Annotated in this window: 25 protein-coding genes; 18 read left to right on the top strand and 7 right to left on the bottom strand. The window is 58.1% G+C overall.

The features are described 5' to 3' along the window. Together dnaN and dnaA are read right to left on the bottom strand one after the other, a co-directional pair. Positions 1-1,104 carry a DNA polymerase III subunit beta gene (dnaN, locus tag AB5Y84_RS02055; RefSeq protein WP_005339306.1) on the bottom strand — a complete coding sequence of 368 codons (1,104 nt, stop codon included), beginning with the start codon at positions 1,102-1,104 and terminating at the stop codon, positions 1-3. Positions 1,105-1,187: 83 nt separating this feature from the next. Beyond that, a complete protein-coding gene (dnaA, locus tag AB5Y84_RS02050; protein WP_005339307.1) occupies positions 1,188-2,558 on the bottom strand; it encodes a chromosomal replication initiator protein DnaA in 1,371 nt (456 codons plus the stop codon). A 311-nt stretch (positions 2,559-2,869) separates the two neighbouring features. Here dnaA and AB5Y84_RS02045 point away from each other — a divergent pair, with 311 nt between their 5' ends. The 8 genes from AB5Y84_RS02045 to mnmE all read left to right on the top strand — a co-directional run bounded on the left by AB5Y84_RS02045 (position 2,870) and on the right by mnmE (position 9,136). Beyond that, positions 2,870-3,628: an amino acid ABC transporter substrate-binding protein gene (locus AB5Y84_RS02045; RefSeq protein ID WP_005339308.1), complete on the top strand. Its 759-nt coding sequence runs from the start codon at positions 2,870-2,872 to the stop codon at positions 3,626-3,628. Further along, the gene (locus tag AB5Y84_RS02040; RefSeq protein ID WP_368176268.1) at positions 3,629-4,297 is read left to right on the top strand and encodes an amino acid ABC transporter permease; all 669 of its coding nucleotides are present in this window, start codon (positions 3,629-3,631) and stop codon (positions 4,295-4,297) included. A gap of 12 nt (positions 4,298-4,309) precedes the next feature. Beyond that, on the top strand, positions 4,310-5,044 hold the full coding sequence (locus AB5Y84_RS02035) for an amino acid ABC transporter ATP-binding protein (protein ID WP_139444457.1): 735 nt from the start codon (positions 4,310-4,312) through the stop codon (positions 5,042-5,044). A gap of 270 nt (positions 5,045-5,314) precedes the next feature. Then, the gene (gene rpmH / locus AB5Y84_RS02030) at positions 5,315-5,449 is read left to right on the top strand and encodes a 50S ribosomal protein L34 (RefSeq protein ID WP_005307156.1); all 135 of its coding nucleotides are present in this window, start codon (positions 5,315-5,317) and stop codon (positions 5,447-5,449) included. Further along, a complete protein-coding gene (gene rnpA / locus AB5Y84_RS02025) occupies positions 5,449-5,808 on the top strand; it encodes a ribonuclease P protein component (protein WP_005342318.1) in 360 nt (119 codons plus the stop codon). The genes rpmH and rnpA overlap by 1 nt, the downstream gene beginning before the upstream one ends. After that, complete coding sequence (gene yidD / locus AB5Y84_RS02020) at positions 5,775-6,023, top strand: membrane protein insertion efficiency factor YidD (RefSeq protein ID WP_075116235.1); 249 nt, start codon at positions 5,775-5,777, stop codon at positions 6,021-6,023. Before rnpA ends, yidD begins: the two co-directional genes overlap by 34 nt. A gap of 5 nt (positions 6,024-6,028) precedes the next feature. After that, a complete protein-coding gene (gene yidC / locus AB5Y84_RS02015; RefSeq protein ID WP_088868083.1) occupies positions 6,029-7,675 on the top strand; it encodes a membrane protein insertase YidC in 1,647 nt (548 codons plus the stop codon). Between the two features lie 99 nt (positions 7,676-7,774). Beyond that, entirely contained in the window at positions 7,775-9,136 is a 1,362-nt protein-coding gene (gene mnmE / locus AB5Y84_RS02010; RefSeq protein ID WP_064339080.1) for a tRNA uridine-5-carboxymethylaminomethyl(34) synthesis GTPase MnmE, read from the top strand. A gap of 70 nt (positions 9,137-9,206) precedes the next feature. Here mnmE and fhuB read toward each other — a convergent pair whose 3' ends face one another. The 5 genes from fhuB to AB5Y84_RS01985 all read right to left on the bottom strand — a co-directional run bounded on the left by fhuB (position 9,207) and on the right by AB5Y84_RS01985 (position 16,765). Beyond that, on the bottom strand, positions 9,207-11,189 hold the full coding sequence (gene fhuB, locus AB5Y84_RS02005; RefSeq protein ID WP_064339079.1) for a Fe(3+)-hydroxamate ABC transporter permease FhuB: 1,983 nt from the start codon (positions 11,187-11,189) through the stop codon (positions 9,207-9,209). Next, complete coding sequence (locus AB5Y84_RS02000) at positions 11,186-12,070, bottom strand: ABC transporter substrate-binding protein (RefSeq protein ID WP_368176290.1); 885 nt, start codon at positions 12,068-12,070, stop codon at positions 11,186-11,188. The genes fhuB and AB5Y84_RS02000 overlap by 4 nt, the downstream gene beginning before the upstream one ends. Before the next feature lie 34 nt (positions 12,071-12,104). Further along, positions 12,105-12,869 (bottom strand): ATP-binding cassette domain-containing protein, encoded by a 765-nt coding sequence (locus AB5Y84_RS01995; protein WP_076494161.1) that lies wholly within the window; start codon positions 12,867-12,869, stop codon positions 12,105-12,107. Positions 12,870-12,915: 46 nt separating this feature from the next. Next, positions 12,916-14,562 carry a multidrug ABC transporter permease/ATP-binding protein gene (locus AB5Y84_RS01990; RefSeq protein WP_201939320.1) on the bottom strand — a complete coding sequence of 549 codons (1,647 nt, stop codon included), beginning with the start codon at positions 14,560-14,562 and terminating at the stop codon, positions 12,916-12,918. Between the two features lie 79 nt (positions 14,563-14,641). Next, positions 14,642-16,765 (bottom strand): TonB-dependent siderophore receptor, encoded by a 2,124-nt coding sequence (locus tag AB5Y84_RS01985; RefSeq protein WP_368176267.1) that lies wholly within the window; start codon positions 16,763-16,765, stop codon positions 14,642-14,644. A 396-nt stretch (positions 16,766-17,161) separates the two neighbouring features. Here AB5Y84_RS01985 and mioC point away from each other — a divergent pair, with 396 nt between their 5' ends. From mioC to atpH, 10 genes are all read left to right on the top strand, one after another. Then, positions 17,162-17,611 (top strand): FMN-binding protein MioC, encoded by a 450-nt coding sequence (gene mioC, locus AB5Y84_RS01980; protein ID WP_204384830.1) that lies wholly within the window; start codon positions 17,162-17,164, stop codon positions 17,609-17,611. Between the two features lie 508 nt (positions 17,612-18,119). Next, the gene (gene mnmG, locus AB5Y84_RS01975; RefSeq protein ID WP_245133375.1) at positions 18,120-20,009 is read left to right on the top strand and encodes a tRNA uridine-5-carboxymethylaminomethyl(34) synthesis enzyme MnmG; all 1,890 of its coding nucleotides are present in this window, start codon (positions 18,120-18,122) and stop codon (positions 20,007-20,009) included. Positions 20,010-20,030: 21 nt separating this feature from the next. Beyond that, positions 20,031-20,657 (top strand): 16S rRNA (guanine(527)-N(7))-methyltransferase RsmG, encoded by a 627-nt coding sequence (gene rsmG / locus AB5Y84_RS01970; RefSeq protein ID WP_323969583.1) that lies wholly within the window; start codon positions 20,031-20,033, stop codon positions 20,655-20,657. Between the two features lie 26 nt (positions 20,658-20,683). Beyond that, positions 20,684-21,487, top strand: coding sequence for a ParA family protein (locus tag AB5Y84_RS01965; protein ID WP_005342341.1), 804 nt, complete (start codon positions 20,684-20,686; stop codon positions 21,485-21,487). Then, positions 21,484-22,392 carry a ParB/RepB/Spo0J family partition protein gene (locus AB5Y84_RS01960; RefSeq protein WP_005342343.1) on the top strand — a complete coding sequence of 303 codons (909 nt, stop codon included), beginning with the start codon at positions 21,484-21,486 and terminating at the stop codon, positions 22,390-22,392. Before AB5Y84_RS01965 ends, AB5Y84_RS01960 begins: the two co-directional genes overlap by 4 nt. 190 nt (positions 22,393-22,582) lie before the next feature. Then, positions 22,583-22,993 (top strand): ATP synthase subunit I, encoded by a 411-nt coding sequence (locus tag AB5Y84_RS01955; RefSeq protein ID WP_368176266.1) that lies wholly within the window; start codon positions 22,583-22,585, stop codon positions 22,991-22,993. Positions 22,994-23,001: 8 nt separating this feature from the next. Then, positions 23,002-23,784 carry a F0F1 ATP synthase subunit A gene (gene atpB, locus AB5Y84_RS01950; RefSeq protein ID WP_005339335.1) on the top strand — a complete coding sequence of 261 codons (783 nt, stop codon included), beginning with the start codon at positions 23,002-23,004 and terminating at the stop codon, positions 23,782-23,784. Between the two features lie 58 nt (positions 23,785-23,842). Beyond that, the gene (gene atpE, locus AB5Y84_RS01945) at positions 23,843-24,085 is read left to right on the top strand and encodes a F0F1 ATP synthase subunit C (protein ID WP_005307205.1); all 243 of its coding nucleotides are present in this window, start codon (positions 23,843-23,845) and stop codon (positions 24,083-24,085) included. A 54-nt stretch (positions 24,086-24,139) separates the two neighbouring features. Then, on the top strand, positions 24,140-24,610 hold the full coding sequence (gene atpF / locus AB5Y84_RS01940) for a F0F1 ATP synthase subunit B (protein WP_005339336.1): 471 nt from the start codon (positions 24,140-24,142) through the stop codon (positions 24,608-24,610). Between the two features lie 13 nt (positions 24,611-24,623). Beyond that, positions 24,624-25,157, top strand: a complete 534-nt coding sequence (gene atpH / locus AB5Y84_RS01935) for a F0F1 ATP synthase subunit delta (RefSeq protein WP_005339341.1) — start codon at positions 24,624-24,626, stop codon at positions 25,155-25,157. Positions 25,158-25,166: the final 9 nt, after the last annotated feature.

Here is a 25,166-nt window from a genome sequence, read left to right as displayed (position 1 = left end):
CTAGATCCGCATCGGCATCACCACGTACTGAGCATCCTGATGTTCAAAATCCTCAATAATGGCACTGCTGATGGAATCGCTCAGGCTAATCCGAATTTGGTCACATTTTAACGTATTCAGCACGTCGAGCACATAAGAGACGTTAAAGCCGATCTCCATCTCGCCAGCGGCATATTGTACGTCAAGCAGCTCTTCGGCTTCTTCCTGTTCCGGGTTGTTGGCGGTGATGCGCAGCAGGTTTTCCTGCAGATTGAGACGCACCCCACGGAATTTCTCGTTGGAGAGGATGGCGGCGCGGGCAAACGCCTGACGCAGATCCTCACGGCCGGCGATCAAGGCCTTGTCGCTGTTGCGCGGAATGACGCGGCGCCAGTCCGGGAAGCGGCCATCCACCAGCTTGGAGGTGAAGATGAAGCCGTCCAGCGCAGCACGCAGATTACTGCGACCGATCTGCAGTCGTACCGGCTTATCTTCTGCTTCCAGCAGACGCACCAGCTCCAGTACCCCTTTGCGCGGCAGGATAACCTGATGATCGGGTAGCGATTCCCCGACTACCTCGCGGCGGCAGGTAGCCAGACGGTGACCGTCGGTCGCCACGGTACGCAGACCGTGACCTTCACTCTCGAACAGCATGCCGTTCAGGTAGTAACGCACGTCCTGGCTGGCCATGGAGAACTGGGTCGCATCGATCAGCTTCTTCAGCTCCAGCTGGCTGATATCGAACTCGAGCACGGATTCCCAATCCTCGATGTTCGGATACTCGGTCGCCGGCAGGGTCGAGAGGTTGAAGCGGGAACGACCGGAGCGGATGATCAGGCGCTCGCCTTCGGTATTGAGACGGATCTCGGCGCCTTCCGGCAGACCACGGCAGATATCCAGCAGCTTGCGCGCCGGTACTGTGGTGCGGCCATCTTCGCTGGCCCCGTTCAGATAGACCTGACCGATCATCTCTACTTCGAGATCGGTACCGGTCAGTGACAACAGACCGTTGCTGACATCAAGCAGCACGTTGCCGAGGATCGGCAGGGTCGGTCGGCCGCCGAGGGCGCCGGACACCAGTTGCAGAGGACGTAACAGGGCCTCACGGCTAATTTCGAGCTGCATCTGTGCTCTCCGTTGTGATTAGGAGGAAAAGATTCGGATCAGGTTGGAATATTCGCGCTGCATCTGTCCACTCGATTCCGTTATCAGGAAGAAAGGGTACGGATCAGGTTGGAATAGTCTTCCTTGATGTCGTGACTCTCTTCCTTCAGTTGCTCGATCTTGCGGCAGGCATGAAGAACGGTAGTGTGATCACGGCCACCAAAGGCATCACCTATCTCCGGCAAACTGTGGTTGGTCAGCTCCTTGGCCAGTGCCATCGCCAGTTGGCGCGGACGGGCAACAGAGCGGGAACGACGCTTGGAGAGCAGATCCGCCAGCTTGATCTTGTAGTACTCCGCCACCGTCTTCTGGATATTGTCGATGGTGACCAGCTTCTCCTGCAGTGCCAACAGGTCGCGCAGCGCTTCGCGCACGAAATCGATGTTGATGGCACGGCCGGTGAAGTTGGCGTTGGCGATCACCCGGTTGAGGGCGCCTTCCAGTTCACGGACGTTGGATCGCAGACGTTTGGCGATGAAGAAGGCCACTTCGTCCGGCAGATGGATCTGGTTCTCGTCTGCCTTGCGCATCAGGATCGCGACGCGGGTCTCCAGCTCCGGCGGTTCGATCGCCACGGTCAGGCCCCAGCCGAAGCGGGACTTGAGGCGATCCTCGACACCGTTGATCTCCTTCGGATAGCGATCCGAGGTCAGGATGATCTGCTGATTACCTTCCAGCAAGGCATTGAAGGTATGGAAGAACTCCTCCTGGGAGCGCTCCTTGTTGGCGAAGAACTGGATGTCATCGATGAGCAGGGCATCGACACTGCGGTAGTAACGCTTGAACTCTTCAATGGCGTTGTTTTGCAGCGCTTTCACCATGTCCTGAACAAACCGCTCGGAGTGCATATAGATGACTTTGGCATCTTTTTTACTCTCCTTGATGGCATTGCCAACGGCGTGCAACAGGTGGGTTTTACCCAGGCCTGTGCCGCCATAGAGGAACAGCGGGTTGTAAGCACCACCCGGATTGTCCGCTACCTGACGGGCAGCCGCACGCGCCAACTGGTTGGACTTACCCTCGACGAAATTCTCGAAGGTATAGTTTACGTTGGTATTGCTCTTGTGGTTCGGCTCGGGCTTGGCTTCAGCCTTGCTTTCCCAGCTCTTCTGCAAGTTATTCACAGGCGCGGCACCCTGTACCGGCGCTCTGGCGACAGCAACAGGATGGGGACGATTGCCTATATCAAAACGCAGGGCGGGGCCGTCGACCCCGCAGAGTTCGTTGATGATGCCGTTAACCCGGATGAGATACTTGTCTCGTACCCAGTCCAGAACAAAGCGATTCGGTGCATACAGGGTCAGAGTATTGTCACTCAACTCCGCTTGAAGCGGCCGGATCCACATGCTGAATTCTGCCGAGGGCAACTCATCTTGCAGCCGGTTAAGGCACTGCTGCCATAGCGAAGCAGTCACTCTAAACTCCTGTCGATTGATTAACTAAAGACCGGCTATTCTACGTTTTTAGCCGCCGGATCTCCAGCCATCGCCCGGTGGATCCAGCAAATAAGATCCTTGACTTTCAAGGATCCAGCGCCTTTGGATCGGATTTCATCCCCAAAGTTACCCACAGCTTGATCCACCGTCCGGATTGGTCGATCCCGTGCTTCTCTCCTGTTATTTCATATAACCAAATGTCATTTATTTTTTAAATTTTATTCCAATAACATCAGGGCCAAACCAGTTATTACAACTACAAATACAAGACATTGAGAGAGAGAAACACCATGAAAACATCCATCAAACTGATTTCCGGCGCAGCCATCCTGCTCGCCACCCTGTCCGGTCAGGCCATCGCCCAGGAGACCATCAAGGTCGGCATGTCCGGCAAATATTTCCCGTTCACCTTCGTCAAGCAGGACAAGCTGCAGGGCTTTGAAGTTGATATGTGGAACCAGATCGGCGAGCGCACCGGCTACAAGGTCGAATTCGTGACCGCCAGCTTCTCCGGCCTGTTCGGCATGCTGGAAACCGGCCGCATCGACACCATCTCCAACCAGATCACCATCACCGACGAGCGCAAGGCGAAGTACGACTTCTCCCAGCCTTACGTCTATGACGGCGCCCAGATCGTAGTACGCAAGGGCAACAGCACCATTCATGGCATCAAGGATCTGGAAGGCAAGAAGGTGGCCGTGAACCTGGGTTCCAACTTTGAAGAGCTGCTGCGCAAGAATGACCCGAACAAGAAGATCGACATCCGCACCTATGACTCCGCCTTCGAGCAGGATGTCGCGCTGGGTCGCATCGATGCCTTCGTGATGGACCGCGTCTCCACCGCCCAGCTGATCAAAGAGTCCAAGCTGCCGCTGCAACAGGCTGGCGCACCGTTCGAGACTATCGAGAACGCCCTGCCCTTCCTGAAGACCCCGGAGAAACAGGCACTGCTGAAGAAGGTCGACGAGGCCCTGACCGCCATGCGCAAGGATGGCTCCCTGCGTCAGATCTCCGAGAAATGGTTCGCTTCCGACATCACCGACAAATAAATGATGGAATTTGACCTCGAATACACGCTGGGGCTGTTTCCCATCCTGCTCAAATACCTGGGCACCACGATGGAAATGGCCCTGTGGGGATTCGTGCTGGCACTCGTACTCTCGCTGGCCCTGGCGATAGTACGGGTGTTTCGCGTCCCCGCGATTCACTGGCTGGCAATGCTCTATATCTCGTTCTTTCGGGGTACACCGCTACTCGTTCAGCTGTTCCTGCTCTACTACGGACTGCCGCAGCTGTTCCCGATCTTCGTGGGGATGGATGCCTTTACTGCCGCCATCGTCGGTCTGACCCTGCACTTCGCCGCCTACATGGCCGAGTCGATCCGCGCAGCCATCATCGGCATTCACAAAAGCCAGATGGAAGCGGCTCTCAGTATCGGCATGAGCCGTTATCAGGCGATGCAGCGGATCATCCTGCCGCAGGCGGCCCGTATCGCCACCCCGTCGCTGATGAACTACTTCATCGACATGATCAAGAGTACCTCGCTGGCATTCACGCTGGGGGTGGCCGAGATCATGGGCAAGGCGCAAATGGAAGCCTCCTCCTCCTTCAAGTTCTTCGAGAGCTTTATGGCGGTGGCGCTGATCTACTGGGTGGTGGTGATCTTCTTTACCCGCTTGCAGCATCCGCTGGAAGTCCGTCTCAACCGTGCCTATTAAAGGAGGGCTCTCATGATCAAGCTAACCGGCCTCTCCAAGGCATATCACGGCAATCAGGTGCTCAACGGCATCGATCTGGAGGTCAAAAAGGGGGAAATTGTCGTCATCATCGGCCCCTCCGGCACCGGCAAGTCGACCCTGTTGCGCTGCCTGAACCTGCTGGAGACCCCGGATGCGGGCACCCTTGCCATCGACGATCTCGAGCTGAATCTGGCCAAGGCCAGCGAACAGCAGGCGATCGAGCTGCGCAAACGGGCCTCCTTCGTGTTCCAGAATTACGCCCTGTTTGCCAACAAGACGGCGCTCGACAACATCGCCGAAGGGCTGATCACCGTCTGGAAGCAGCCAAAAGCGGAGGCCCGCGCCACAGCGCTCGCCATCCTCAAGGACATTGGTCTTGCCGACAAGCAGGATGCCTATCCGGCCTCCCTCTCCGGCGGCCAGCAGCAACGGGTCGGCATTGGTCGCGCCATGGCAGCACACTCCAAAGTGATCCTGTTTGACGAGCCCACCTCGGCCCTCGATCCCGAGTGGGTCGACGAGGTTTTGGGGCTGATGAAAGAGTTGGCCCGCCAGCACCAGACCATGGTGGTAGTGACCCATGAGATTGAATTTGCTCGTGATGTTGCCGATCGGGTGATCTTCATGGAAGGAGGACGGATCGTCGAGCAGGGCCCGCCGGATCAGATATTGGTCGATCCCAAGGATCCCCGTACCCGGGAGTTCTTGCGGAAAGTCCTTAAATAGCTCTCTCTTTGGCGGCCTGGCCGCCTTTTTTATTGAGGGATCCCTTGTTTAACCCCGGGTTGCCAGTATAATCCGGAGCCCTTGATCCTCTGGATCCTCACGCTCGGCAGTGGCCTTTTCAAGGCCACGGCAGGATGAGAGGGAACGGCGGATTGACTAAAAGCCGAACTCTGTTTAGAATTCGGCCTCTTTTGCTAGTCGTCACACGCTATAGCTGGCGCGTCGGCTAAGTGTGACAATCAAAACTGTACAGAAATACGGAATCGAATCATGAAACGTACTTTTCAACCGTCCAACCTGAAGCGCAAGCGCTCTCACGGTTTCCGCGCCCGCATGGCAACTGCCAACGGTCGTAAAGTTCTGGCCGCTCGTCGTGCCAAGGGTCGTGCCCGCCTGGTAGTCTAATGCCTACCCAGCACACCTTCTCTCGGGAGTTACGTCTGTTAACTCCCGAACACTTCAAACGCGTTTTCGCCGAGCCTGTCCGGGCCGCCTCTCCGCAGATTACCCTTCTCGCTTCTCCCAATTCGCTCGAACACCCTCGTCTTGGTCTCGCTGTGCCCAAAAAAGCACTCAAGCGTGCCGTTTGGCGTAATCGTGTCAAACGGGTGGTTCGGGAAAGTTTCCGCCTCAAACAACATCAGCTGCCCGCTATCGACATCGTGGTAATCGCCAAGGCCGGTGTGAAAGAGATGGATAACGAGGAACTGTTCAAGTTACTGGAAAAGCTATGGCGCACCCTGTCACGCCGTTGCAATGGGTAGCTATCAAACTGATACGCCTGTATCAGCTAATCATTAGCCCTCTGCTCGGGCCGCGCTGCCGTTTTACCCCAACTTGTTCCCAATTTGCGATAGAAGCCATCCGACTTCACGGTTTCATAAAAGGCGTTTGGTTAGCCAGCAAACGTCTATTAAAATGCCATCCCTTATCCGAGGGTGGTTATGACCCGGTTCCGCAACCAAAGCGAAGAAACTGAAAACTATGGAATCACAACGCAATCTACTCCTGATCGGTTTGCTGTTCGTGAGCTTTCTGCTCTGGCAACAGTGGGAGTCCGACAAGGCTCCGAAGCCGGCCCCGACTACCGTGGCCCAAACCGAACATTTCGTACCTGAAGCCGGTCAGACCGGTGATATTCCTCAGGTTTCCGAGCAAGCCAACGCGACTGCCGCACGCAAGCTGATCACCGTCTCCTCTGACGTGCTCAAGCTGACCCTGGACACCCAGGGTGGCGACATCGTGTCTGCCGAACTGCTGTCTCACAAACTGGAAGAGGGCAAGGACCAACCGTTCGTGCTGCTGACCAGCAAGCCTGAGCACCTCTATATCGCCCAGAGCGGTCTGGTGGGTCGCAACGGTCCGGACAGTCAGGCCGAAGGTCGTCCTACCTATGAAGCCGCCCAGACCAGCTATCAGCTGGCCGATGGTCAGGATCAAGTCGTCGTTCCGATGACCTGGACCGACAGCAAGGGCGTGGTCTTCACCAAGGAGTTCATCCTCAAGCGTGGCGACTATGCCGTTGGCGTTGATTACAAGATCGACAACAAATCTGCCGAGCCGGTTCAGGTGCAGTTCTATGGTCAGCTGAAGCAGACCGTAGCCACACCGAAGGATCAGGAAGGTCATGCCATGGTAGCCAGCGCTTACCGTGGTGGTGCCTTCTCCACTGAAGATACCCGCTACAAGAAGTACACCTTCGACGAGATGAAGGATGCCGACCTGAACAAGACCACCAAGGGTGGTTGGGTCGCCATGCTGCAACACTACTTCGTCTCTGCCTGGGCACCAAATGCCGACGATACCAACAGCTTCTACAGCCGTGTGATCCCGGGTAAAGGCCAGGCCATCATCGGTTACAAGGCGCCGATGGTTGACGTGGCTGCCGGTCAACAGGCCGAAGTGACCAGCAAACTGTGGGTTGGCCCCAAGCTGCAAGACCAGATGGCCAAGGTGGCTAACCACCTCGACCTGACCGTCGACTACGGCTGGCTGTGGTTCATCGCCCAACCGCTGCACTGGCTGCTGACCGTGTTCCACGGTTTCGTCCAGAACTGGGGTCTGGCCATCATCATGCTGACCCTGCTGGTGCGCGGCATCATGTTCCCGCTGACCAAGGCCCAGTACACCTCCATGGCCAAGATGCGCATGCTGCAGCCCAAGATTGCAGCCCTGCGCGAGCGCTTCGGCGATGACCGCCAGAAGATGTCTCAGGGCATGATGGAGCTGTACAAGAAGGAGAAGGTCAACCCGCTGGGTGGCTGCCTGCCGATCCTGGTTCAGATGCCGATCTTCATCGCCCTTTACTGGGCACTGATGGAGTCCGTTGAACTGCGTCACGCGCCGTTTGCCCTGTGGATCACTGACCTGTCAGTGAAGGACCCCTTCTTCGTGCTGCCAATCCTCATGGGTGCCTCCATGTGGTATCTGCAGAAGATGAGCCCGACCACCGTAACCGACCCGATGCAGCAGAAAGTGATGCAGTTCATGCCGATCATCTTCACTTTCATGTTCCTCTGGTTCCCGGCTGGTCTGACTCTCTACTGGCTGGTGAGCAACGTCATCTCCATCATCCAGCAGACCATCATCTATCGTCAGCTGGAGAAGAAAGGACTGCATTCACGCAGCTAATCTTCCCGTGATGACAAAAGAGGCGGCCTTCGGGCCGCCTTTTTTATTACAATGTCTCCCACTACGTTTTCCTATCAGCGAACAAACGAGCCAAGCAAGATGACAACAGATACGATCGTGGCCCAGGCCACCGCGCCAGGCCGTGGTGGCGTCGGCATAGTCCGGGTCTCCGGCCCCGCAGCCGAACAGGTCGCCGGGATAGTGCTCGGCAAGCTCCCGCGGGTGCGCTACGCCGAATATCTGCCGTTCAAGGATGAGCAAGGCCAGGTACTGGATCAGGGCATCGCCCTACTGTTCAAAGCCCCCAACAGCTTCACCGGCGAGGATGTGCTGGAGCTGCAGGGCCACGGCGGCCCCGTCATCATGGACATGCTGATCCGCCGCATTCTGAAAATCGATGGCATCCGCCCTGCCCGCCCCGGCGAGTTCAGCGAGCGCGCCTTCATCAACGACAAGCTGGATCTGGCCCAAGCCGAAGCTATCGCTGACCTTATTGAAGCCTCCAGCGAACAGGCCGCCCGCAGCGCCATGCACTCCCTGCAGGGGCAGTTCTCCAGCAAAATCCAGCAACTGGTGGAGAGCCTGATCCGGCTGCGCATCTATGTGGAAGCGGCCATCGACTTCCCGGACGAGGAGATCGACTTCCTCTCCGACGGCAAGGTGGCGGGCGACCTCTACGCCATCATGTCCGAGCTGGACGACGTGCGCGGGGAAGCCAAACAGGGCGCCCTGCTACGGGAAGGGATGAAGGTGGTGATCGCCGGTCGTCCCAACGCCGGCAAATCGAGCCTGCTAAATGCCCTGGCGGGCCGCGAGTCAGCCATCGTCACCGAGATTGCCGGTACCACCCGCGATGTGCTGCGCGAGCATATCCATCTCGATGGCATGCCGCTGCACATCATCGACACCGCCGGTCTGCGCGACACCCAGGACAAGGTGGAGCAGATCGGTATCGAACGCGCCTGGGCCGAGATCGAACAGGCCGACCGGGTGCTGTTTATGGTGGATGGCACAACCACAGACGCGGTTGACCCGCGGGAGATCTGGCCGGAATTTGTTGATCGGTTGCCAAAAAACATCGGCCTCACCGTCATTCGCAACAAGGCCGATCTGACCGGCGAGGATCTGGCTCCGAGTCAGGAGCTGGGCCACGCCGTCTACCGCATCTCCGCCAAAACCGAGCTGGGGCTGCCCGCCCTGCGCGAGCACCTTAAACAGTGCATGGGCTTCCAGGGCAACACCGAAGGGGGCTTTATGGCCCGCCGCCGCCATCTGGATGCGCTGGAGCGTGCTGCCGAGCGGCTGCAGGTGGCCAAAGAGCAGCTGGAAGTGTTCGTGGCCGGCGAGCTGGTGGCCGAAGAGCTGCGCCTCGCGCAGGAGTCCCTCTCCGAGATCACCGGCGAATTCAGCTCCGACGATCTGCTGGGCCGCATCTTCTCCAGCTTCTGCATCGGCAAGTAACTCTCCGCACAGCAGGCAACAAAAAGCCCGGGTTTATCCCGGGCTTTTTGTATGTTTTTTATCCGCAAACCTAGAGGCGACGCAGGCACCACATGAAGTAAGCGCCCCCTAACAGGGTGGATACCAGCCCGACCGGCACCTCCTGCGGGAAGAGGATCTGCTGGCCGACCCAGTCAGCCGATACCATCAGCAGTGCGCCGGAAGCGGCGGCCCCAAGCAGGTGCCAACGTGCCCGCACCAACCCCATCAGCTTGGCCATATGTGGCGCCAACAGACCGACGAAGGAGAGCGGCCCGACCACCAGGGTGGCACTGGCGGTGAGCACGGCCACCAGCAGCAGGATGGCGAGCTGGGCACGGTTGAGGCGAATGCCAAGCGCGGTCGCTACAGCACTCCCCATCGGCAGCAGATCGAGCCAGCGGCTCACCAACAGGCAGACGGCCAGCATCAACAGCGCCAGCCCCACCAACTCATAGGCCACCGGCAGGGTGACGTAGTAGGTGGAGCCGGACATCCAGGAGAGCAGTTGCTGCACCCGCAGGTCACCGTTGGCCAGCGCGATGGCCTGCAGCGGCTCAAACAGTGCCGTGATGGCGATACCGGAGAGCAGGATCCGCTCCGGCTGGAAGCCGTGCTTGCGATTGACCAGCACCAGCAGCAAGAGACAAGCGAAGGCACCGAGCAGGCCACCGGACAGCATCAGCGGCAGGGGCAATGCAGGCAGCAACAGCGCCGTCGCTATCACCCCCATAAAGGTGCCACCGCTCACCCCCAGCAGCTCCGGGCTCGCCATCGGGTTGTTGCTGACCCGCTGCAACAGGGTGCCCGCCAGCGCCAGCAGCACACCGGCCGCCCCCGCCGCCAGAGTGCGCGGCAGCCGCCACTCCAGCTGGGCCTGCCAGCGGAGCCAGCTTGGCCAGCTCCAGCCCGTCATTCCCTGCCCAACCAGCAGGGAGGCGACCACGGCCAGCAGCAACCCGACCAGCAACAGGCCAATAAGGCGAGCCGGAGCCGGATGGCGAGCCACCAGCAGGCCGGCGTTTGCCTTCGGCGTACCCGACTTGATGCCAAGGCGCGGGATCAGCCAGAGCAGCAGCGGCGCCCCCAGCAGGGCGGTCATGGCGCCGGTGGGGATCAAGACTGGCCAGAAGCGGCTCAGGCTCTGCAACAACAGATCGGTCGCCGCCAGCAGCAGGGCGCCGAGGATCGGTGCCCACAACAGCCGCTGGCCAAGCTGGCGGATCCCGAGCAGCTGCACCATGGCGGGTGCGGCCAGCCCGACAAAGCCGATCAGCCCCACCACGCTCACCACGCAAGCGGTGACAAACACCGCCAGCCCAAGTCCGGCAAAACGCAGATGCTGAAGGGAGACCCCCAGACTGCGGGCGCTGGCATCATCCAGCTCCAGCACCGCCAGCGGGCGAACCAGTACCGCGGCCAGCAAAGCGGCTGCCAGCAGGCGGGGTAACAGGTAACTAACCCCGCTCCAGCTGTTCTGCACTAGCGAGCCACTGCCCCACACCAGCAAGCCTTTCAGCTCCTCCTGAAAGAACAGCAAGAGTCCCATGCTGATGGCCGCCAGATAGAGGTTGATCACCAGCCCGGCAAAGACGATGACCACCGGATTGAGCTGGCGACGCCAGGCCAGGGCAAACACCAGTGCCATCGCGAGGCTGCCACCGGCCATGGCGATCCACTCCCGCCCCAGCAGCAACCAGGAGGGGGCAAACAGGGTCACCATCATCAACGCCAGCTGGGCGCCGGAGGCCACCCCAAGAGTGGTGGGTGATGCGAGCGGGTTGCGCAGCACCTGCTGCATCAGGGTGCCTGCCAGCCCGAGCGCCGCCCCAGCCAGCAGGGTGACAACCAAGCGGGGCAGCCAGCTGAAATGCACCACCGCTTGGCTGACGTCATCCAGATTGGGGGCGAAGAGGCTCTGCCACCAGAGCGCACCGGGCAGCTGGCGAGCCAGCTCCCAATACGCGAGCAAGAGGATCAACCCCAGCAGGATCGAGACCGGCCGCAGCAGCGGCGATGTGAGCAGTCGCTTCATCGGCTCGCCTCCATACGCTCGGCATCTTGCAGCAATGCATCGCTGAGCAGACCGGCGAAACGGCGGGCTGCAAGTACGCCGCCAAAACTCCAGACCGCAGGCAGATGCAGCACGGGCGCCTGCCGTACCAGCGGCAGATGCTGCCACAGCCCAGGCTCCTGCAGCCGTTCGCTCACCCCTACCGGGATAGGATCGACCACCACCAGCCGCGCGGTTGGCAAGGTCATAAACTGCTCGATGCTGACCACCGAGAAACCCCAGTCATTGGTCTGCTCCTGCCAGCCATTACGCAGCCCGAGCCGCGTCATCACCGCATCGAACAGGCTGTGGCGACCAAACACCCGCACATGGCGCTCATCGATAAACTGCACCACCAGCAGGGGCGGCAGATCCGCAGGCAATCCGGCCTGCATGCTGGCGAGATCCCGATCCAGCCCGGCCAGCAGCCGTTCGCCCTCGGCAGTTTTGCCCACCATACGGGCGAGAGTCAGGGTCACCTCGTGCAGTCTCTGCCACAGATCGGTTTGCCCATCATAGAGGGCGATGGTGCTCACCGGCGCGATGCGGGAAAGAGTTGGCGCCAGCGGGGCCGCCAGCGGCGAGATGAGGATGCGGTCGGGTTTGAGCTCTGCCAGCAGCTCACGGTTGGGCTGGGTGCGCAGGCCGATATCCACCACTCCGGCGGGTAGCCGTGGCTCGCCAACCCATGCCTGATAGGGGCCAACATCCCCAACGGCCAGCGGAGTCACCCCGAGTGCCAGCAGGGTTTCGGCTATGGTCCAGTCGACGGTGGCGATACGGGGTAGCGGCGCAGAGGCGATCGGGGATGTTTCGGCCTGCGCCGCAAGTGGCAGCAGCAGGCTAATAAGGCAGGGTGCCATCTTCTTCAATAAACGGTTCAAGAGAGCCCCCCGGTCAGACGATGGCGATGGGATGAGCATGAGCCGGGTGGCGAATGACCTCCATCGGAATGCCATAGATGGCGTGCAGGGTCTCACTGGTCATGAGCCCCTCAGGTTCGCCGTGGGTAAGCAGGCGGCCGGAGTGGAGCGCCACCAGCCGATCACAGAAGCGGGAGGCCATATTGATGTCGTGAATGACGATGATGACCCCGAGGTTTAGCTGACGGCTCAACTGCTTGACGAGCGTCAGCACCTCCACCTGATGGGCCACATCCAGCGCGGCCAGCGGCTCGTCCAGCAGGATAAAGCGGCTCTCCTGGGCCAGCAGCATCGCCAGCCAGACCCGCCCCCGCTCGCCGCCGGAGAGGGTATCCACCAGCCGATCGGCAAAGCGTTCGGTATGGGTAAGGGCGATGGCCCGATCAACCTGACGGTGATCCTCCGCCCCCATCCGGCCCAGCAGGCCGCGCCAGGGGTAGCGGCCCATCTCCACCAGCTCCCTCCCGAGCAGATTCTCGGCGCTCGGCAAATGCTGGGGCAGATAGGCCACCTGACGGGCAAACTCCCGATTGCCCCAGTCGGGCAGCGGCTTGCCATCGAACAGGATCTCGCCATCACTCAAGGGTTGCTGGCGTGCCAGTAGCTTGAGCAGGGTCGATTTGCCCGACCCATTGTGGCCGATGAGGCCATAGACCTGTCCCTGCTCGAAACGCAGGTCGGTGGGGTGCAGCAGCGTGCGGTCATTGACCGTGAAGCTGGCTGATTTCATCTCGAACATAAGCAATTCCTGTGCTGGCTTGCCGCCAGTCTCATCGGTGCCGGCATCAAGCCGGCACCTCGCAATCCAGGTGGGCGATCGCATCACGGCTCACTGCGGCACGGCGCGCGCCGGTCAGTTCGGTGAGTTTTCCCTGCCGCATCTCCAGCAGGCGATCGGCCAGCGGGAAGTAGTGATCGTCGTGACTGATGGCAATCACCGTCTTGCCCATCTCCTTGAGGCGCGGCAGCAGTACCTGATAGAAGATGCGGCGGAACTGGGGATCCTGATCCGCGGCCCACTCGTCAAACAGCATCACTTCGCGCTGCTCGGCCAGCGCCAGCAGCAGGGCGACCCGCTTGCGCTGCCCTTGGGAGAGATCGATATCGGCGATAAAGCCATCCTCGATGGTGAGCTTGCTGCCCATCTGCAACCGCTCCAGCCACTCAGCCACCAGCTCATCCTTGGGTTCCGGCCCCAGCAGGTGCTGGAACAGGTGATAGTCGGTGAAGATGGCGGAGAAGAGCGCCAGATAGCCGTTGCGATCGGTGATCGGCTCACCATCCAGCAGGATCCGGCCCGATACCGGCTGGTAAAGGCCGGTCAGCAGCATGGCCAGCGTCGACTTGCCGGAGCCATTGCCACCGATGATGAAGATCTGCTCCCCCTTTTCGATGACCAGATCGATGGGGCCAACGGTAAAACCGCCCTCCCCCTGATAGTGAAAGCTCACCTGCTCCAGCTCGATACGCTGCCAGGGGCGGATGGCGGGCGGCAGCGGGAAGTCCGCATCCGGCTCGGCCAGATTGAGGGCGGCGATCTTGTCGAACGCCACCTGAGCGGCAAGCAGGGTCGGCAGGGCGCCAATCCCCTGCAACAGCGGGGTGCGCAGGAACAGCAGGGTCAGGGCGAAGGTGGCGGCCACATTGGTGTTGGCCCAGCCAAGGCCGTTGGCCAGAAAGAAGACCAGACCGATGGCCCCCAGCATCATGATATTCGACCAGTTCACCGCGCTCAGGTGATAGGTGTCGGCGCGAATGATCTGCTGGCGGTAGTCACGGGCATTTTGCTCATAGAGCTGGTGGTAAACGAAGTGAGCCCGCTCGCGGTTGAGCGCCAGCTCCTTGCTACCGGCGATGATGGCCTGATAGTTCTGATAGAGCCGATCTTCGGCCTGACGCATGTGGGAGAGATGGCGATAAACACGGTTCACCAGCAACCAGCCCACCACCATGGTGACGGTGACCCAGAGCGCAGTCACCCCGAGCAATGCAGGAGAGAGCCAGCCAAGGTAAAGGGCAGAACCCAGCGTGAGCACCAGCCCCTGCACCAGCTCAGGCAGGCGCACGAAGGCGATGGTGATCTGGCCGATATCGCTGGAGAGGGAGGCCAGCAGTGGCCCCTGACCAATCTGGCGGATGCGGGCGACATCGGTATCCAACAGTTGCTTGAGCAGACGGCCACGCAACCGGTAGACAAAATGGTGACCGAGAGTGGTCAGGGCCAGCTGAGATCCGAGAGTGATCACCAGCAGCAACACAATCAGGCCGACCAGCTGACCGAGGATCGGCAGCGGATCACCTATAGATTCGATAAGAGACTGATTGATAAAAGCAATGACGCCAATCCCGCTGACGGCACTGAGCAGACTGAGCAGGGTGATGGCGATAAAGGGCCAACGATATTGGCGATAAACCAGAGACAAGAGTTCCATAACGGACCGGTATTCCAGAGAGATCAGAACAACTGCGGGTGAAAAGAAGGGCGGGAATCCGGTTCCCGCCCGACTTCGATTACCAGCGGTAGTTGATGCTGCCCACTACGCTGCGCGGCTCGCCGTAGTAGCAGTAGTAGTCACAACTGGCCACGTAGGTTTCACCCAGCAGGTTGTTGACGTTGAGCTGGGCACGCCAGTTCTTGGCAAAGTCATACCCGATCATCGCATCCCAGACGGTATGGGCCGGCACCTCGGCAGAGCCGTAGATGGGGGAGTAGTCCGCATTCACGGCGCCAATACCCACACTGGAACCGATATAACGTACACCGGTACCCAGCTCCAGACCCGAAGCCACCCCTTGCTGCACCTTGTAGTTACCCCAGAAGGAGGCCTGGTGGCGCGGGATCAGACTGGCACGGCGATCGCCACTGCCGGTGTCGTTGGTTTTGGCATCTGTGTAGGTATAAGCAGCGGTCAGACGCAGCGCATCTGTCACCTGCACGCTCCCTTCCAGCTCAATCCCCTGAGAGGTCACTTCACCCGCCTGGGTCTGCTGGCCGGAACCGGTAGAGACCAGCGAGTTGGTCTGGGCCAGATCGAACAACGCCAGATTGATGTAACCGTCGAGGAAGGCAGGCGCATATTTGACGCCTGCTTCATACAATTTTCCCTCACGGGATTTATATGAAGTTTTGGTATTCGGATCGATCCCGGGCAACATCAAGAACGACTCAGAATAAACAAGATATGGCGAGATGCCGTTGTCGGCCAGATACATCAAGCTGCCGGAAAGGGATAGCGCATGATCGTACTGCTTTTCATCTCTATCATATGTTTTGCTGATGTTATGGGTCTCGACATAGTCAAAGCGACCACCTCCTGTCAGCAACCAGCGATCGTCCCAACGGATCTGATGCTGGGCATAGATCCCCTCTTGAGCCATGGTTGTTTTCTGGTAAGTGGCCGTTGACTCATCAAATCCAGGGAAGCCGCTGTAATCTGGGTTCTGGGTATCTATGGTTCCCATCCATGAATCCGCTTCCATCCCCTTGTTGACATGACGCTGCAGATCCACCCCAAGCAGCAGGGTCTGCTCGGTGCTGTCGGTGTTCCAGTAGCCCACCATCTGATTATCCATAGTGGCACTCTTGGTATTGCCATCCCGATAGATCATGCCACGGCCACGAACCGGCATATTTTCATCGGGAGTCGCGGGCCAGGCAGCCCAAGGATAGATATAGGTCTGGCGCAGCAGCAGATCGTTGTAGTTGAAGCGGACGTTCTGCTTGAACTCCCAGGTCTGGTTGAGCTGGTGGGCCAGCTCGTAACCGGTGGAGATCTGGGTATTGCGGTTGCGATCGTAATCCGGCTGGCTCAGGTTGGTGGAGGGATCAATCTGGCCACCTGACGTATTCAGGGTGCCATAGACCGGGAAGAAGCCGTTGGTCGGGACTCCTTCGTCGTGCAGAAAACTGGCCAGCAGGGTCAGGCTGGTACGATCCGAAAGATCGAAGGTGACGCTCGGCGCCAGATAAACCCGATCGTTGTAGGTGCCGGTGAGCACCCCATCACGCTCTTTATAGAGAGCAACCATCCGGTAGCGGCTGCTGTCGGAGAGCGCGTCAGAGACATCCACCCCGACCTGACGATGATCCCGGCTGCCAAGCTGCAGCTCCACCTGCCCTTGCGGCGTGGCGGTCGGTCGCTTGCTGATGGCATTGATCACCCCGCCCGGAGGCGCTACGCCATAGAGCATTGAAGCGGGCCCCTTCAGCACTTCCAGACTCTCCAGGCCGAACGGTTCCGGCGTCCAAAGATAGTAACCAGAGCCAAACAGGATGCTTCCATCGAGATAGGAAGCGGCATCGAAGCCACGTACCTTGAACCAGTCGGTGTTGTTGTCGGAACCATAGAGACCGGTCAATACGCCGGAACGGTAGCGAATCGCTTCATCCAGCTGCAACACGGCGTGCTGATCCAGCTCCTCGCGATTAACCACGGAGACGGCGCGAGGGGTCTCGGCCATCGGCACTTCCACCTTCATGGCCGTACCGGTCACCACCATGGTTTCGCTGGCTTTGGGCAGCTCAGCGGTGGTTTGTTCGGCCATCAGCGGCAGAGAGACGAGCAAACCGGAGAGCGAAAGCACGCCGAAGGCGCCCTTCTTGCCGGGTCCTGTAGTGTATTTTTGCGCAATCATATTAAAGTCTCGTTTATCAATGAGTTATGTTGTTTTAATTGTTATTTGTGGTCGTTTGTCACGACATCACCCTGTTCCATGGGCGAATAAAGCAGCGCAATCCTACTACAGGAGCCGTGATCGAATCGATTCAATAATTGCTAATCATTTGCATCTACATTGTTATCTGACTGCATCGTTGGCAGGATTCCGCGGGAGATGGGAACCATCAGGAGAGCTATGAGCGGAGAAGAAAATGGAGAGGAATATAAAGAAGCAGAAAAAAGATCGGCAGGATGGATCCGGTGGCATTATCTGACTGGATCCATTATCCCCAAGCTTTATCCATATTTATCCACACCCTTTGGCGGTAGAATCAGGCTTTCCGTTTCTTTGTCTGAAATCAGGATCCATTCCATGGCCAAACTCAATCTCGTCGTCGGCTCCATGCTGGGCGCCGCCGAATATGTCGCAGACCACGTCGCCAACCTGCTGGAACAGGCTGGCCACCAGACCCGGATCCACAACCCGGCCAAGCTGGCAGAGGTGCTGGATGATGCGGGATCCATCCTGCTGGTGGTCACTTCCACCCATGGTGCCGGGGATGTACCCGACAACCTGCAAGCCTTCGCCAAGGATCTTGCCGAGCAGCATCCGGATCTTAATTCATTGAAATATGGCGTAATCGCCCTTGGTGACAGCAGTTATGACACCTTTTGCCAGGGTGGCAAGACGCTGGATCGGCTGCTGGCCGAGTGCGGTGCCAGCCGGATCGGCGAGCGGCTCGACATCGATGTGACCCAACACGAGATCCCCGAAGATGCCGCAGAAGTGTGGATCCGCGACTGGATGACGATGATCGCCTGATCAGCGTGCGGGAGATCCTGAAAAAAAGCTTGATCTCCCCACTTATCCCCAGATCGACTATCCACCATGTTATTAACAGATTGATCCGGGGGAGTTGTTCTACAAGGTTACCCACAACACCCAGGGGTAATGTGCATAACTACGGTGTAAAGCTCTGCAAAACCTATAGTTATCCATGTATTAGATCCATACCGACAGACCTCTGTGTATAAAAGTCCTGGTTATCCCCTCGTTCACCGAGCCAGGATCCAAGCTTTTCCACAAGCTAGGATCGTCCTTAAATTAATGATCTTTATGATCAAAAAGTGCTTATCAACAGAAAGGGCGGATCCTAATAAGAGATCCAGTAAAAGATCAATCTAAAGATCCTTAAGATCTAATTAGTGGATCCTCCCTTCATACTGAACGTTAAGTAGACGTTCCCCTCAGGACGCGAAACAGATAGAATGTTCCGCCCTTTAGCCCAGGCAAATAAAGATCTTCAGGCGTGCAGATCAAGGTGATCCCAATGCAATACCATGAACAATTTGATGTGATCGTCGTCGGTGGCGGTCATGCCGGAACCGAAGCAGCAACAGCGGCAGCCCGTATGGGCATGAACACCCTGTTGCTGACCCACAATATCGATACGCTGGGACACATGTCCTGTAATCCGGCGATCGGCGGGATCGGCAAGGGACACCTGGTCAGGGAAGTTGACGCACTCGGCGGGATCATGGCGCGTGCCATTGATCTTGGCGGGATCCAGTTTCGCACCCTCAACTCCTCCAAGGGCCCGGCAGTGCGAGCCACTCGTGCCCAGGCGGATCGCCTGCTCTACAAGGCCGTCGTTCGCCAGATGCTGGAGAACTACCCGAACCTGAAGATCTTCCAGCAAGCCTGTGACGATCTGATCATGGACGGGGATCGTGTTGCCGGTGTGGTCACCCAGAGCGGGATCCGCATCAGCGGCAAGACAGTGGTGCTGACGGTCGGTACCTTCCTGAACGGGTTGATCCATATCGGGATGGAAAACTACAAGGGCGGCCGTGCCGGGGATCCTCCCTCGATCGCTCTGGCCCAACGCCTGCGTGAACTGCCGCTGCGCATCGATCGTCTCAAGACTGGCACCCCGCCGCGCATCGATGCTCGCAGCGTCGATTTCTCCGTCATGCAGGAACAGCACGGCGACGATCCGCGTCCGGTCTTCTCGTTTATCGGCAATGCCAGCCAGCATCCCCGTCAGGTGCCTTGCTACGTCACCCACACCAACGAGCGTACCCACGAGGTGATCCGCAATAACCTGGATCGCAGCCCCATGTACGCCGGGGTGATCGAAGGGATCGGCCCGCGCTACTGCCCGTCGATCGAAGACAAGATCACCCGTTTCGCCGACAAGACGGCGCACCAGATCTTCGTCGAGCCGGAAGGCCTGACCACCCACGAACTCTATCCGAACGGGATCTCTACCAGCCTGCCGTTTGACGTGCAGGTGCAGATCGTCCGTTCTGTGCGCGGCTTCGAGAACGCCCACATCACCCGCCCCGGCTATGCCATCGAATATGATTTCTTCGATCCGCGGGATCTCAAGGCCAACATGGAGAGCAAGTGCATTCCAAACCTGTTCTTCGCCGGCCAGATCAACGGCACGACCGGTTACGAAGAGGCGGCGGCACAAGGCCTGATGGCCGGCCTGAACGCGGCCCTGCGTGCCCAGGACAAGGATCCCTGGAACCCGCGTCGGGATCAGGCCTACATGGGCGTGATGATGGACGATCTCTCCACCCTGGGGACCCGCGAGCCTTACCGCATGTTCACCAGCCGCGCCGAATACCGCCTGCTGCTGCGTGAAGACAACGCCGATATCCGCCTGACCGCCATCGGTCGCGAGCTGGGTCTGGTGGATGACGAGCGCTGGAGCAAATTCAACGCCAAGATGGAACAGGTCGAGCTGGAGCGTCAGCGCATGCGTTCAACCTGGATCCACCCGCAACATCCGTCACTGGAGGCAGTCAACGCCCTGGTCAACACCCCGCTGACCCGCGAACAAAGTCTGGAAGAGCTGCTGCGTCGCCCCGAGGTGACCTATGATGCGCTGATGGCCATCGAAGGTGTCGGCCCTTCCGTGACTGATCCTGCCGCGGCCGAACAGGTTGAGATCCAGATCAAGTACGCCGGTTACATCGAGCGTCAGCACGATGAAGTGGAGAAGCAGCTGCGCAACGAGAACACCTTGCTGCCGCTGGATCTGGACTATCGCGATGTGAATGGCCTCTCCAACGAGGTGAAAGCCAAGCTGAACGATGCCAAACCGCAGACCATTGGTCAGGCTTCCCGCATCTCCGGCATCACCCCGGCGGCCATCTCCATCCTGCTGGTTCACCTGAAAAAACACGGCCTGCTGCGTAAAACCGCCTGAGGATTCTTACCGTTGGAAAATATGCTGGAAAGATTGAACGGCCTGCTCAAGCAGGCCGAAATTGTTATCACCGATACCCAAAAGAGCCAACTGGTGCAGTTGGTCGAGTTGCTGCACAAGTGGAACAAGGCTTACAATCTCACCTCGGTGCGAGATCCGGACGCCATGCTGGTCAAGCATATCCTCGATAGCCTGGTGGTAAGCCCCCACTTGCACGGTGAGCGCTTCATCGACGTGGGGACAGGACCCGGCCTGCCGGGATTGCCGCTGGCCATCATCAATCCGGACAAGCAGTTCGTCCTGCTCGACAGTCTGGGCAAGCGGATCAACTTCATCCGTCAGGTAGTCCAGGAGCTGGGTCTGACCAATGTGACGCCGGTCAAATCCCGGGTTGAAGAGTATCAACCCGAGGTGGGATTTGATGGTGTACTGAGTCGGGCATTTGCCTCGCTGGAGGACATGCTGAGCTGGTGTCACCACCTGCCGTCAGAACAGGGCAGTTTCCTGGCGCTCAAGGGACAATATCCCGAGCAGGAGCTGGCCCAGTTGCCTGCCAATATCCGTCTGGTAGCCTGTCATGAGTTGCGGGTGCCGGAGCTGGAAGGCGAACGTCATCTGCTGGAATTCAAACATATCCAGCCCGAATAGGGTCGCAGTTTCATTTAGGGGATCGTGTGGGAAAAGTCATCGCCATAGCCAACCAGAAGGGTGGAGTGGGTAAAACCACCACCTGTGTGAATCTGGCCGCCTCCATGGCTGCCACCCGGCGCAAGGTGCTGGTGATCGATCTGGATCCGCAGGGCAATGCCACCATGGGCAGCGGTGTCGACAAGTATGACGTCGAGCGCACCGCCTATGAGTTGCTGATCGAGGATGCCCCCATCAGCGAAGTGATCATCCCCGAAACTACCGGGGGTTATCACCTGATCGCCGCCAATGCCGACGTGACCGCGGCCGAAATCCGCCTGATGGAATTTTTCGCCCGCGAAATCCGCCTGCGCAATGCGCTGGCCTCGGTGCGGGACAAATACGACTACGTCTTCATCGACTGCCCGCCCTCTCTCAACATGCTGACCGTGAACGCCATGGCCGCCGCCGACTCCGTGCTGGTACCCATGCAGTGCGAATATTACGCGCTGGAGGGGCTCACCGCCCTGGTCGACACCATCAGCAAGTTGGCCGCCGTGGTCAATCCGGATCTCAAGATCGAAGGGGTGCTGCGCACCATGTTCGATCACCGCAACCGGTTGGCCAATGATGTGTCCGATCAGCTAAAACAGCACTTTGGCGACAAAGTCTACCGCACCATCATTCCCCGCAACGTTAGACTGGCTGAGGCCCCGAGTTTCGGTGCCCCGGCCATGCACTATGACAAATCATCGGTGGGCGCCAAGGCCTACCTGGCACTGGCTGGCGAGATCCTGCGCCGCCAGGAGCAGGAACGTCAGGCGACCATCGCAGACCGAGAGAGCATATGACTCCGAAAAAACGTGGACTGGGCAAGGGGCTGGATGCCCTGCTCAGTACCAGCACGGCTGCCCGCCAGAAACAGGTGATGAGCGATCAACGTACTGAAGAAGCCATGGCCCCCACCAATCAGGGTGAGCTGCGCAAGCTGCCGGTGGAGTGGTTGCAGTCCGGCAAGTACCAGCCCCGCAAGGACATGTCCCAGGATGCACTGGAAGAGCTTGCCAACTCCATCCGCGCCCAGGGGGTGATCCAGCCCATCGTGGTACGCCCTCTCGGCGAACAATCCTTCGAAATCATCGCCGGTGAACGGCGCTGGCGCGCGTCCCAGCTGGCGCGGCTCGAGGTGGTGCCCTGCATCGTCAAGGATGTTCCCGACGAGGCTGCCGTCGCCATCGCGCTGATTGAAAACATTCAGCGGGAAGACCTCAATGCCATCGAAGAGGCGGTCGCTTTACAAAGACTGCTGACCGAATTCGAACTCACCCACCAGCAGGTGGCCGAGGCGGTGGGCAAGTCCCGCACCACGGTGACCAACCTGTTGCGTCTCAACCAGCTCAACGACGACGTGAAGCGTTTCGTCGAGCATGGCGACCTCGACATGGGCCATGCCCGTGCCCTGCTGGCTCTGAGCGGCCAGGCCCAGTCCGAACTGGCCAAGCTGGTTGCCCAGAAAGGGCTGACCGTGCGCGATACCGAGAAGCTGGTGCAAAAAGCGCTCGAACCGGCAAAAGCCAGGGTCGAACCGGCCCGTGATCCGCAGATCGGCTACCTGGAGCGCCAACTGGCAGAAAAAATTGGCAATCAGGTGCAACTTCAGCCTGGCAAGCGGGATAGCGGGAAGTTAGTAATAAGTTACGAGAATTTGTCCGATTTGGACCGTATATTGGGCTATTTTGGCGTGTCGGAATCGTGATTTTTACGCTTTTTGTAGTAATAAAACATCCATTCCTTTTGATATGACCATAACCCTGATTTGCCGCGGAAAGCCGCAAAAATTAAGGATTTTTGTCATATTGCAATAGCTGCCCTCAAGGGTATAATTTGACCGGCTTTAAGAGCTGTTAACATGGGGTCTTCGGATCCCGATTTTTTACAGTTCTGTAATGTTCAGGGGTAGGTTGGTGAAGCAGAAAATAGCCTTGGAAGGTTTGACACTGGCCTTGGTTATGCTCGTTTGTCAGCTCATCCTGATCCTGGCGATGAGTGCCGTCTGGTTTTACCTGACTGGTGCCAGCGCCGGTTATTCCGCCCTCTACGGAGGGGGGATGTACTGGGTTCCTCAAGCCTTGTTTACTGTCTGGGTGCTGCGCCGCAAGGTGACAACCGAGAGTGTGGGCATGGTTTTGCGGGACTTTTATGGTGGGGCAGGGATTAAGCTCATTTCTACAACAGGTCTATTCGCCCTGATGTTTGGTGCGGGAGTCGAGGTCGTTACCGTCTCGTTTTTCGCCACTTATATCCTCGCCCTCGTTGTACAGTGGATGGTTTCATTCACGCTTAACAACCACTATTAGGAAAACTCATGTCTGCAACCGGAGAAGTCCTGACTCCTCAGGGATATATCTCCCACCACCTGACCCACCTTCAAGTCGGGTCCGGGTTCTGGACGGTCAATATCGACTCAATGGTATTTTCCGTCGTGCTAGGCGCCCTGTTTATCCTGCTGTTCCGCAAAGTAGCCGTTAACGCTACCAGCGGGGTGCCGGGTAAGCTGCAGTGCTTTGTGGAGATGCTGGTCGAGTTTGTGAATGGTAACGTCAAAGACATCTTTCACGGTCGCAACAAGGTCATCGCACCTTTGGGGCTGACGGTGTTTGTGTGGATCTTCCTGATGAACTTCATGGATCTGATCCCCGTTGACTTTATCCCTCACGCTGCACAATTGATGGGTATTCCCTATCTGCGTGTGGTTCCCTCTGCTGACGTTAACATCACCATGTCCATGGCTTTGGGCGTGTTCTTCTTGATCCTGTATTACAGCATCAAGGTCAAGGGTATCGGCGGGTTTGTGAAGGAGCTGACGCTTCAGCCTTTCAACCACCCGGCGGCCATCCCGGTTAACCTCATCCTGGAAACTGTTACGCTGATTTCCAAACCTGTTTCTCTGGGTCTTCGACTGTTCGGCAACATGTATGCTGGCGAACTGATCTTTATCCTGATTGCTGGTTTGTTACCCTGGTGGTCACAGTGGATCCTGTCCGTGCCTTGGGCAATTTTCCACATCCTGATCATCACTTTGCAGGCATTCATTTTCATGGTTCTGACCATCGTCTATCTGTCGATGGCGCAGGAAGACCATGGTTGATGCAACTCAAATAATCCTTTTTATACAATCAATTACATCTAAATAACTGGAGATCCTCATGGAAAACTTGAACATGGACCTGCTGTACATCGCTGCTGCAATGATGATGGGTCTGGCTGCTATCGGCGCTTCCATCGGTATCGGTATCCTGGGTGGCAAGTTCCTGGAAGGTGCTGCTCGTCAACCGGATCTGATCCCTGTTCTGCGTACCCAGTTCTTCATCGTAATGGGTCTGGTGGATGCGATCCCGATGATCGCCGTTGGTCTGGGTCTGTACGTGATGTTTGCGGTTGCTGGCTAAGTCGTTACGACTCTCCAGGCATAACCCATTAACTAACTTAAGAGGACATCGGCTGTGAATATCAATGCCACCCTCCTCGGCCAAGCAATTGCTTTTTTCTTCTTCGTAGTGTTTTGCATGAAGTACGTATGGCCGCCGCTGATTGCTGCCATCGAAGCCCGTCAGAAAGCTATTGCTGACGGTCTCTCTTCTGCCGAACGTGCCAAGAAAGATCTGGATTTGGCCAAGGCCAACGCCACCGATCAGCTGAAAGAAGCCAAGCTGCAGGCTGCTGAAATCATTGAGCAGGCTAACAAACGTAAAGCCCAGATCATTGATGAAGCTGCCGCTGGTGCCCAGTCTGAGCGGGAAAAAATCCTGGCTCAGGGCCGTGCCGAGATCGAAGCTGAACGTCATCGTGCCAAAGAAGAACTGCGTAAGCAGGTTGCTGCTCTTGCCATTGCTGGTGCAGAGAAGATCCTGGCGCGTCAAATCGACCAGGCTGCCAACAGCGACATCGTCGACAAACTGGTAGCAGAACTGTAACGGGAACGGGGCTATGTCTGAACTGACTACAATCGCTCGCCCCTACGCCAAGGCTGCTTTCGAGTTTGCCGTTGAGCACAAGGCGGTTGACCAGTGGCTGGGTATGCTCGGTTTCGCTGCGCAAGTAGTGGAAAACGAGACCATGCACAACCTGGTAAACGGCTCTGTGGCCGCCGAAGAGCTGGCAACGCTGTTTGTCGGTGTCTGCGGTGAGCAACTCGACGTGCATGGCCAGAACCTGATCCGGGTGATGGCCGAGAATGGTCGCTTGGGTGTGCTGCCGGCGGTCGTTGCTGAATTTGTAGCGTTCAAAGCTGAACTGGATAAAGAGGTTCAGGCTGACGTGATTTCGGCGATCGAACTGACCGACCAGCAGAAAGCCAATATTCAGGCTTCTCTGGAACAACGTCTCGCGCGCAAAGTGAAGCTGAATTGCAGCATCGATGCGTCCTTGATGGCCGGGGTGCTCATCAAGGCCGGTGATCTGGTAATCGACGGCACAGTCCGCGGTAAGCTGGATCGCATGGCTGACGCGCTGCAATCTTGATTGGGGTAT

This window comes from Aeromonas sp. s11 (genome assembly GCF_040907945.1).
GTDB classification, from domain to species: Bacteria; Pseudomonadota; Gammaproteobacteria; order Enterobacterales; family Aeromonadaceae; genus Aeromonas; species Aeromonas veronii.
This window is presented reverse-complemented; position numbering and strand designations above follow the sequence as displayed.